Genomic DNA, 9,173 nt, shown 5'->3' with positions numbered 1-9,173 from the left:
GTGGTGACGAGCGCGGGTGCGGACTCCGCGGGGCGGGTCGTCGCCGCGGCGTCGGCCGCGTCGTCGTCCCCGGCGTCCTGGGTGTGGCTGGTCAGCCCGTGCTCGGTCTTCTCCCAGTAGAAGGGCTTGGTGACCAGCTGCCACGCCGCCTTGTAGGAGGCGATCGAGTGCAGCATCCAGTAGAGGGGGGACAGGAGGGCGTACGCGACGAGGCCGTAGGTGCGCCGCTTGAAGCCGGCCAGCAGGCTGAGGTAGACGATCAGCCCGTTGCCGATGAGCAGGTTGGCCAGGCTCACGTACTCCAGCCACGGCGGCAGCGCCGGGCTGAACTGGCGGGGAAAGGCCAGGTACAGGATGAAGAGCACCCACAGCACCGGGGTGAGCAGGAAGGTCGCCGGCGTCCCGCCGATGGTCAGCAGGAACCCGACCGCCTGCCGCAGGCCGATCGCCCGGACCAGCCGGACCGGGTGCCGGCTGTGCACCAGGAACGTCTGCATGTAGCCCTTGATCCAGCGGCTGCGCTGGCGGAGCCAGTTCCCCACGGCCATGTTGGCCTCTTCGTAGGTGGTCGAGTTGACCACCGCGACGCGGCCACCGCGGGCCGAGGCGCGCACGCCCAGGTCGGCGTCCTCGGTGACGTTGAAGGGGTCCCAGCCGCCGAGCTCGCGCAGCATGTCGGCGCGGAAGTGGTTGCTGGTCCCGCCGAGCGGGATGGGCAGCCGCATCGCGTCCAGGCCGGGCAGCGTGTAGTCGAACCACGAGGAGTACTCGAGGGTGAACATGCGGGTGAGCAGGTTCTCCTCGGCGTTGAAGTAGTTCAGCGCCGCCTGCACGCAGACCAGGTCCGTGCCGCCCTTGGCGAAGGCCACCACCGACTTCTTCAGCTGGTCGGGGTCGGGCCGGTCCTCGGCGTCGTAGATGACCACCAGGTCGCCGCGGGCGAACGACAGCCCGACGTTGCAGGCCCGGGGCTTGGTCTTGGGCAGGGAGTGCGGCACGACCAGGATCCGCACGATGTCCGGCGGGGCCGCGGCGAGGGCGGCCTGCAGGGTCTCCGGGTCGTCCTCCTCCAGCAGGAGCAGGATCTCCAGCTTCTCCCGCGGGTAGTCCAGCGAGGACAGGTTCTTCATCAGCAGGCCGACGATCCCGGCCTCCTTGTAGACCGGGACGAGGATCGTGTAGCGCGGCAGCTCGGCGTCGGTGAGGGCGGCGACCTCGGCGTCGGTGACCTGCTCGACGGTCTCGGAGGCGGTGCCCACCGTGCTGATCAGCGCCTTGGCGCCGACCGCCAGCCCGATGGTCACGTTGATGATGCCCAGCAGGACCACGACGGTGGTCGAGGCGTCCAGCACCAGCCCGAGGACGACGGCCAGGGCCGCCACCACCGCGCTGGCCACCTGGGGCCAGGTGAAGACGGTGGAGGCGGACTCCTCGGGGCGGCGCTCGGCCAGCGAGGACACCGCCTCGTGGACGACCTCGTCGCGCCAGACGGTGCGCAGGGCGCGCTGCACGTCCCAGTCGGTGGTGACGAGCTGGTGCACCCGCTGGATGCCGGTGCGCTCGCGGACCTCCCGCTCGACGTGCTCGCCGGGGCGACCGGAGGAGGCGACCACGACCTGCAGCTCGCCGTCGGGGGTGCGCTCGGTGCGCAGCGGCACCCACATCTCGCGGGCCAGCTGCGGGTAGGGGAAGAGCTGGGCCAGGTCCGGGTCGACCTCGACCGGGTCGACGAACGCCATCTCGGTGCCCCACACCTCGGCGAGGGCGACGTAGAGCTGGCGGCGGGTGATCCACTGCTTGGCCAGCAGCACCGAGCCCAGCGGCTCGTCGATCCGGCGGGCCTGGGCGAGCCCCTGGGCCAGCTGCGCGGTGGTGATGGTGCCGTTGCCGACCAGCACGTCGCCGAGCCGCTTCTCGGCGACGGCCGGGCGTGCCGGGGCCGCGGGTGCGCCGTGCTGCAGTCCCGTGGTCACACCAGGGCCTTCGGCAGCGCGCCGGGCTCACCCCAGCGAGGTCACCCGGGTGTCACCCGACCGGGTGACGGCGCGGTGCGGGTGAGGGGACGTGCGGGAGAGGGGAGTCGAACCCCTACGCCCGAAGGCACCAGGACCTAAACCTGGCGTGGCTGCCGTTACACCACTCCCGCGCGGAGGGGAGTCTAGGAGGCCGCCGCGGCCCCCGCGGCTACGGTCGGGGCATGGCTGACCTGGAGGCCCTGCGCAGGTTCGGGATCGTGCTGGAGCTGGCGGAGGCGGCGGGGGACGGCGACTGGGCGGCCTGGGCCCGCGTGCTGGGCGGCCTGGACGACGACCTCCGCGCCGACGTCGTCCGGCAGTCGTCGCTGGTGGTCGCGATGCTGTGCGAGCGGGAGGCCGAGCGGCGCGGGGTGACCCGGGACCGGTTCATGGCGCAGTTCCGGGCCGAGGTGATGGACCAGCTGGGCTGAGCGCCGCCGCCTGCCCAGGTGGGGCGGGCGCGGACGTGGCAGGCTGTGCCCGTGCCGCGCAGCCCCGAGCAGATCCAGCAGGAGATCGACGCCGCCCGTGAGTCGCTCGCGGCCACGCTGGACCAGGTGGCGCACCGGGTCAGCCCAGGCCGGCTGCAGACGCAGGCCAAGGAGCGGGTGCAGCACTGGCTCACCACGCCGGCCGGCCAGGCCACCCTCGCCGCGGCCGGGTTGTTCGTCACCTTCGTCGTGGTGCAGAAGGTCCGGCACCGCAACCGCTAGGCGGGCACACTCGGGCCGGTGATGCATCCCCGTCCCGACCCCACCGGCCCCGGGCAGGAGTCCGTCTGGGACTACCCGCGCCCGCCGTCGGCCGACGTCACCCCCCGCCGCGTCGAGGCCGTCCTCGGCGGCGCGGTGCTGGCCAGCACGGACCGCGCCGCGCGGGTCTGCGAGACCAGCCACCCGCCGGTGTTCTACATCCCCCGCGAGGACATCGCCGACGGGGTGCTCCAGCGCGCCGACGGCGCGAGCTGGTGCGAGTGGAAGGGCGTGGCCACCTACTGGGACGCCGTGGTGGACGGCGTCCGGCACCCGGCCGTCGGCTGGTCCTACGAGAACCCCACCGAGGGCTACCGCCACCTGCGGGGCGCGGTCGCGTTCTACCCGTCCAAGCTCGACCGGGCGACGGTGGACGGCGAGGTCGTGCGGTCGCAGGCCGGTGATTTCTACGGCGGCTGGATCACCGACGAGGTCGTCGGCCCGTTCAAGGGCGAGGCCGGCACGCGCGGGTGGTAACCCCTACCCCCTAGGGGTACCCTCGTCGGCATGGCCGGTTACGAGGGCAACAAGGAGCAGGTGCTGGCGCGGCTCAAGCGCGTCGAGGGCCAGGTGCGGGGCATCTCCCGCATGGTCGAGGAGGACACGTACTGCATCGACGTCCTCACCCAGGTGTCCGCGGCGACGAAGGCCCTGCAGGCCGTCGCCCTGGGGCTGCTCGACGACCACCTCGGGCACTGCGTGCGGCACGCCGTGGCCAGCAGCGCCGAGGACGACGGCGCGGCCGCCGACGCGAAGATCGCCGAGGCCGCCGCCGCCATCGCCCGGCTCGTCCGGTCCTGACCGCGATCCCCAGGAGGGCACCAGCATGACCACCACCGAGTACACCGTCACCGGGATGACCTGCCAGCACTGCGTCGCCTCGGTCACCGAGGAGGTCTCCGAGCTCCCCGGCGTCACCGCCGTCGAGGTCGACCTGGCCAGCGGGGCGCTGCGGGTGACCGGCGACGACGTCACCGACGAGCAGGTCGAGGCGGCCGTGGCGGAGGCCGGGTACGCCGCCACCACGGCATGACCGCCGCCGGCACCGCGCCCGAGGAGGTGCGGCTGGACATCACCGGGATGACCTGCGCCAGCTGCGCCAACCGGATCGAGCGCAAGCTCAACAAGGTCGAGGGCGTGCAGGCCAGCGTCAACTACGCCACCGAGGCGGCCACCGTCCGCTTCGACCCGGCCGCCGTGGACACCGACACCCTGCTGGCCACCGTCGCGGCCGCGGGCTACACTGCGACCCTGCCGGCGGACGCCGCCCCCGAGGACGACGCGGACGACGAGCAGCCCGACGAGGACCGCGACCTGCGGCAGCGGCTGCTGGTCTCGGCCGCGCTGGCCCTGCCGGTGCTCGTGCTGTCGATGGTGCCGGCCCTGCAGTTCGACTACTGGCAGTGGCTGGCCCTCACCCTGGCCAGCCCGGTCGCGGTCTGGGGAGCCTGGCCGTTCCACCGGGCCGCGGCGGTGAACGCCCGGCACGGCGCGAGCACGATGGACACCCTGGTCTCGATCGGCATCGTCGCGGCCTACCTGTGGTCGCTGTACGCCCTCTTCCTGGGCGGGGCGGGCGACCCGGGCATGCGGATGGAGTTCCACCTGCTCGCCGAGCAGGGGGCCGGCAGCAGCGAGATCTACCTCGAGGTGGCCAGCGCGGTCACCGTGTTCCTGCTGGCCGGCCGGTACGCCGAGTCCCGCGCCCGGCGCCGGTCCGGTGCTGCGCTCCGGGCACTGCTGGCCATGGGTGCCAAGGACGCCGCCGTGCTGCGCGACGGCGTCGAGGTCCGGGTGCCGGTGGACCAGCTCGCCGTCGGCGACCGGTTCGTCGTCCGGCCCGGGGAGAAGGTCGCCGCCGACGGGGTGGTCGTCTCCGGTTCCTCGGCGGTCGACGTGTCGATGCTGACCGGGGAGTCGGTGCCGGTGGAGGTCGCCCCCGGCGACCGGGTCACCGGGGCGTCGGTGAACGCCGGTGGCCGGCTGGTCGTCGAGGCCGACCGGGTGGGCGCGGCCACCACGCTGGCCGCGCTGGGCCGGCTGGTCACCGCGGCGCAGAGCGGCAAGGCGCCGGTGCAGCGGCTGGCCGACCGGGTGTCTGCGGTGTTCGTGCCGGTCGTGCTGGTCGTCGCCCTGGGCACGCTGGCCGCCTGGCTGCTGCTCACCGGCGACGTGTCGGCGGCCTTCACCTCCGCCGTCGCCGTGCTGGTCATCGCCTGCCCGTGCGCGCTGGGCCTGGCCACCCCCACCGCGCTGCTGGTGGGCACCGGCCGCGGGGCGCAGCTCGGCATCGTGATCAAGGGCCCCGAGGTGCTGGAGTCCACCCGCACGGTCGACACCGTCGTCCTGGACAAGACCGGCACCGTGACCACCGGCCAGATGTCGCTGGTCGAGGTGGTCGGCGACGCCGACGCGCTCCGGCTGGCCGCCGCGGTCGAGGCCGCCTCCGAGCACCCGGTGGCCCGCGCGGTCGTGGCCGGTCACCCGGGTCCGCTGCCCGCGGTCGAGGACTTCGCGAACGCGGCCGGGTCCGGGGTGACCGGGACCGTGGAGGGCCACCGGGTGCGGGTCGGCCGGACCGGTGCCGAGCCGGTGCCCGCCGATCTCGCCGCGGCCGTCGCGGACGCCGAGGAGGCCGGGCGCACCGCCGTCCTGGTGGTCGTCGACGGCGCTGTGCGCGCCGTGCTGGTCGTGGCCGACACCGTCCGGCCGACCAGCGCCGCGGCCATCGCCGCGCTGCGCGACCTCGGGCTCGCCCCGGTGCTGCTGACCGGTGACAGCGCCGGCGCCGCGGCCGCGGTCGCCCGGCAGGTCGGGTTGGACCCCGACGCCGGCGAGGTCGTCTCCGGGGTGCTGCCCGCGGGGAAGGTCGACGTCGTCGCGCGGCTGCAGGAGCAGGGCCGTGTGGTGGCGATGGTGGGCGACGGCGTCAACGACGCCGCGGCGCTCGCCCGCGCCGACCTCGGCCTGGCGATGGGCACCGGCACGGACGTGGCCATCGAGGCCGGCGACGTGACGCTGGTGCGGGCCGACCTCTCGGCCGCCGCCGACGCCGTCCGGCTGTCCCGGCGGACGCTGGCCACCATCAAGGTGAACCTGGGCTGGGCCTTCGGCTACAACGTCGCCCTGGTGCCGCTGGCCGCGCTGGGCTACCTGAACCCGCTGCTGGCCGGGCTGGCCATGGCGGCGTCCTCGGTGCTGGTGGTCACCAACAGCCTGCGGCTGCGGCGGTTCACCGCGCTCTGACCGCGCCGGCGCACGGAGACGCACCCGCCCTCCGGGGGGAGAGGACGGGTGCGTCGGTCCGTGCGGGCGGCCGGGCCGCCGGGGGTCAGGCCTGCGCTGTCGACCGGGCCAGGGGCAGGACGACGGTCTCCAGGATCATGTCGACGTAGGCGTCGTTAAGCGGCTCGCCGGTCAGCAGCCACCGCTGCACGACCAGCCCGGAGGCGGCCTGGGCGACCGCGGAGTGCGCGGTGCCCCCGCCGACCTCGCCGCGGGCCTCGGCGCGCTCCCAGACCTCGGCCAGCGCGCCGCGCCACTGGGCCAGCGGGCCGGACCGGAAGGCCTCGGCCAGTGCCGGCTGGTGCGGCAGGGGGGACAGCAGCGACAGCGACGCCGCGCCGGTCGGCCCGGTGACCACAGCCACCAGGGAGCACAGCAGCATCCGCAGGGCGCCGGCCAGGCTGCCGGGGTCCGGGGTCGGGGTCTCCGCCCGGTTCATCTCGGCGATGGTGTCGACCACGAGGTCGGACTTGGTGCGCCACCGGCGGTAGATCGTGGCCTTGCCGACCCCGGCCTCCGCGGCGACCGCGTCCATGGTCAGCGAGTTGTAGCCGACCTCGGCGAGCAGGCGCAGGATGGCGGCGCGGATGACGCCGTCCCGGGACGGGTCACGGGGCCGTCCACCGCGGTTGGGACGCCCGGTCTGCTGGAGCGTGGGTGTTGCCATGCCCAAGACTTTAGACCGTTGCGTCTTGGACCGTCTGGTTGTGCCCGAGGCAACTCGGGACAGTTCCGGTACTCGGCGGTCGGATCGACCCGCCGCGCGCCTGGCCCGCGGCGCCGTCGTCCTGGGCGATGCTCGGGCGGACGTGACCGGACGCGGCGGAGGAGAGGGCGGAGGACACCTGGTGGACCACCCGCACTTCCCGCTGCCCGGCCGGGTGTCCCGGCTGCTGCTGGCCAGCCAGGTCGAGCCCGTGCTGCCGATCGTCGCCCGCGCCGCGACCGACCTGGGCCTGAACGCCGAGCTCGTCGCCGGGCTGGTCGACGTCGTCGACGACAGCAGCCCGCTGGACGCCCGCCGGTTCGACCGGCTATTGGCCCGCCTCGCGCTGGACCTCAGCACCGCCGAGACCGACGCCGTCCGGGTCGCCGCCGACCCCGGGGACGACGACGGCATCGCCTTCGCCGCCGGGCTCATGGCCGCCCCGACCCTGTCGGTGGAGCTGGCCCGGCGCGGGGTCACCGCGGAGGTCGGTCTGCTGGCCGAGGCCGAGCTCTACCCGGTCTACCAGCCGGTCGTGGACCTGGCCGACGGCCGCACCACCGGCTACGAGGCGCTGCTGCGCGGCCGGGTCGACGGCCGCGAGGTCGGCGGCGGGGACCTGTTCTTCCTGGCGGCCGCCGCGGGGTGGGGGGACCGGCTGGACCGGTTCGCCCGCGAGGCGGCCATCGCCGGCGCCGCCCCCTGGCTGGGCCCGGCCGACCTGTTCGTCAACAGCAGCCCCGAGGCGGTCTACCGGCCCGAGGTCTGCCTGGCCGGCACCGAGCAGGCGGTGCGCGACGCCGGCCTGGCGCCCGCGCAGCTGGTCTTCGAGGTGGTGGAGGCGCACGCGGCCCGCGACCGCGGCCACCTGCTGGCCGTCCTGGAGCACCACCGCGCCCAGGGCTGGCGGGTGGCCCTGGACGACGTCGGGGTCGGCTGGTCCAGCCTGGCCCTGGTCTCGGCGCTGCGGCCGGACGTCGTCAAGCTCGACAAGGCGCTGGTGAACCGGCTGGACAGCGCCGCGGCCCGGGCCGTGGTCGGTGGCCTGGTGGAGCTGGCGCACTCCCTGGGCGCCGTGGTCGTCGCCGAGGGCGTCGAGACCCAGGCCCGCGCCGACCAGGCCCGTCAGCTCGGCGTGGACCTCGGCCAGGGCTGGCTGTTCGGCCGACCGGCCCGCCCCGCCGCCGAGCTCCTGGCGGGCTGAGGCCCGGTCAGCCGGCCTGGTTCCAGCCGGTCAGGGCCGGGCGGTCGTGCTCGTGGCCCAGGGTGCCGAACGACCCGGCGTGCAGGGCGAACAGCGCACCGGCGGTCGGCTCCAGCCGCAGCCAGCGGGCGGTCAGGATGCGCAGCACGTGGCCGTGCGCGACCAGGGCGACGTCGCCGTCGGCCAGGAGCGGGCGGACCCGGTCCAGCACCCGGTCGCACCGGGCCGCGACCTGGGCCAGCGTCTCGCCCGGGGTGTCGCCGGGCTCGGTGCCGTCGGTCCACAGCGACCAGGTGCGACCGAGCTCCGCCGAGATCTCCGGCGTGGTGCGGCCCTCCCAGCGGCCGTAGTCGACCTCGACGAGGTCGGGGTCCACGGTGTCGGTGGGCAGCCCGGCCAGCTCCGCGGTGCGCCGGGCCCGCTCGCGCGGGCTCACCCGCACCTCGACGAACGAGCGACCGGCCAGCGGGCCGCGCAGCGCCCGGGCCTGCGTCTCGCCCTCGGGCAGCAGCGGCAGGTCGGTCACCCCCGTGTGCTGCCCGCTGAGGCTCCACTCGGTCTGCCCGTGCCGGACGACGACGATCTCACCCACCTGCGGTCCCCTCCCTCGGGCGGCCCCCGGCGGACAGTCCGCCGGCCACCGCCATCACCACGATCGCACCCAGCACCACCAGCATCGGCAGGGTCCAGCTGCCGGAGACGTCGTGCACCGCCCCGACCACCAGCGGTCCGGTCGCGGCGACGGCATAGCCGCCGCCCTGCACCATGGCCGAGGTCCGCCGGTTCTCGGCCAGGTCGCGCGACCGGGCCACGATCGCGATGAACACCACCGTCAGGCCCCCGCCCTGGGCGACCCCGGCCAACGCGCACCACAGCGGCCACAGCCCCGGCGCCGCGAGCAGCCCGATCGGGAGCGTGGCCCAGGTGGCCGTCACGGCCAGCAGCACCGCCGCCGGTCGCCGCCACCAGGCCACCAGCGCCGGGACGGCGAAGGCGCCGGCGACGGCGAACACCTGGAACAGCGAGCTGCTCACCCCGGCGGCGCTGCGCGTGAGCCCCTGCTCGTCGGCCAGCAGCGTGGGCAGCCAGGCGGTCACGCCGTAGTAGCTGAAGGCCTGGGCCGCGAACGCCAGCGTCAGGCCCCAGACCGCGGGCTGCCGCCAGACCGGTCGGGTGTCGGCGGCGGGGGGCGGGGGCGGCGGTGCCTGGCC

Annotated in this window: 11 protein-coding genes and 1 tRNA gene; 7 read left to right on the top strand and 5 right to left on the bottom strand. The window is 75.1% G+C overall.

The features are described 5' to 3' along the window. The coding region (locus LFA75_RS04770) for a glycosyltransferase (protein ID WP_225232543.1) at positions 1 to 1,973 on the bottom strand (1,973 nt) is incomplete at its 3' end. Between the two features lie 92 nt (positions 1,974 to 2,065). Continuing rightward, a tRNA-Leu gene (locus tag LFA75_RS04765) sits at positions 2,066 to 2,146 on the bottom strand. Between the two features lie 51 nt (positions 2,147 to 2,197). On the opposite strand from LFA75_RS04765, the gene LFA75_RS04760 reads away from it, so the two are divergent. The 6 genes from LFA75_RS04760 to LFA75_RS04735 are packed head-to-tail and all read left to right on the top strand — an operon-like array spanning position 2,198 to position 6,013. Then, positions 2,198 to 2,446 carry a hypothetical protein gene (locus LFA75_RS04760; RefSeq protein ID WP_225232542.1) on the top strand — a complete coding sequence of 83 codons (249 nt, stop codon included), beginning with the start codon at positions 2,198 to 2,200 and terminating at the stop codon, positions 2,444 to 2,446. 51 nt (positions 2,447 to 2,497) lie between these two features. After that, positions 2,498 to 2,728: a DUF3618 domain-containing protein gene (locus LFA75_RS04755; protein WP_225232541.1), complete on the top strand. Its 231-nt coding sequence runs from the start codon at positions 2,498 to 2,500 to the stop codon at positions 2,726 to 2,728. A 21-nt stretch (positions 2,729 to 2,749) separates the two neighbouring features. Continuing rightward, positions 2,750 to 3,244, top strand: coding sequence for a DUF427 domain-containing protein (locus LFA75_RS04750; protein ID WP_225236007.1), 495 nt, complete (start codon positions 2,750 to 2,752; stop codon positions 3,242 to 3,244). 30 nt (positions 3,245 to 3,274) lie between these two features. Next, positions 3,275 to 3,568 carry a metal-sensitive transcriptional regulator gene (locus LFA75_RS04745; protein WP_225232540.1) on the top strand — a complete coding sequence of 98 codons (294 nt, stop codon included), beginning with the start codon at positions 3,275 to 3,277 and terminating at the stop codon, positions 3,566 to 3,568. Positions 3,569 to 3,593: 25 nt separating this feature from the next. Then, positions 3,594 to 3,800: a heavy-metal-associated domain-containing protein gene (locus LFA75_RS04740; RefSeq protein ID WP_225232539.1), complete on the top strand. Its 207-nt coding sequence runs from the start codon at positions 3,594 to 3,596 to the stop codon at positions 3,798 to 3,800. Further along, positions 3,797 to 6,013: a heavy metal translocating P-type ATPase gene (locus tag LFA75_RS04735; RefSeq protein ID WP_225232538.1), complete on the top strand. Its 2,217-nt coding sequence runs from the start codon at positions 3,797 to 3,799 to the stop codon at positions 6,011 to 6,013. Before LFA75_RS04740 ends, LFA75_RS04735 begins: the two co-directional genes overlap by 4 nt. Before the next feature lie 85 nt (positions 6,014 to 6,098). Here the strand turns inward: LFA75_RS04735 and LFA75_RS04730 are convergent, their stop codons facing one another. Further along, positions 6,099 to 6,719, bottom strand: coding sequence for a TetR/AcrR family transcriptional regulator (locus tag LFA75_RS04730; RefSeq protein WP_225232537.1), 621 nt, complete (start codon positions 6,717 to 6,719; stop codon positions 6,099 to 6,101). 181 nt (positions 6,720 to 6,900) lie between these two features. Between LFA75_RS04730 and LFA75_RS04725 the strand changes: the two genes are divergently transcribed. Continuing rightward, positions 6,901 to 7,962, top strand: a complete 1,062-nt coding sequence (locus LFA75_RS04725; protein WP_225232536.1) for an EAL domain-containing protein — start codon at positions 6,901 to 6,903, stop codon at positions 7,960 to 7,962. 7 nt (positions 7,963 to 7,969) lie between these two features. Here the strand turns inward: LFA75_RS04725 and LFA75_RS04720 are convergent, their stop codons facing one another. Together LFA75_RS04720 and LFA75_RS04715 are read right to left on the bottom strand one after the other, a co-directional pair. Next, positions 7,970 to 8,554: a histidine phosphatase family protein gene (locus LFA75_RS04720; protein WP_225232535.1), complete on the bottom strand. Its 585-nt coding sequence runs from the start codon at positions 8,552 to 8,554 to the stop codon at positions 7,970 to 7,972. Continuing rightward, positions 8,547 to 9,173, bottom strand: a 627-nt coding sequence (locus tag LFA75_RS04715; protein ID WP_404820928.1) for an MFS transporter, incomplete at its 5' end; no start/stop codon positions are given. The genes LFA75_RS04715 and LFA75_RS04720, both read right to left, overlap by 8 nt.

The organism is Klenkia terrae, from assembly GCF_900491935.1.
Taxonomy (GTDB): Bacteria; Actinomycetota; Actinomycetes; order Mycobacteriales; family Geodermatophilaceae; genus Klenkia; species Klenkia terrae.
The sequence above is the reverse complement of the archived record's forward strand: the minus strand, read 5'-3'. Positions and strand labels throughout refer to the sequence as shown.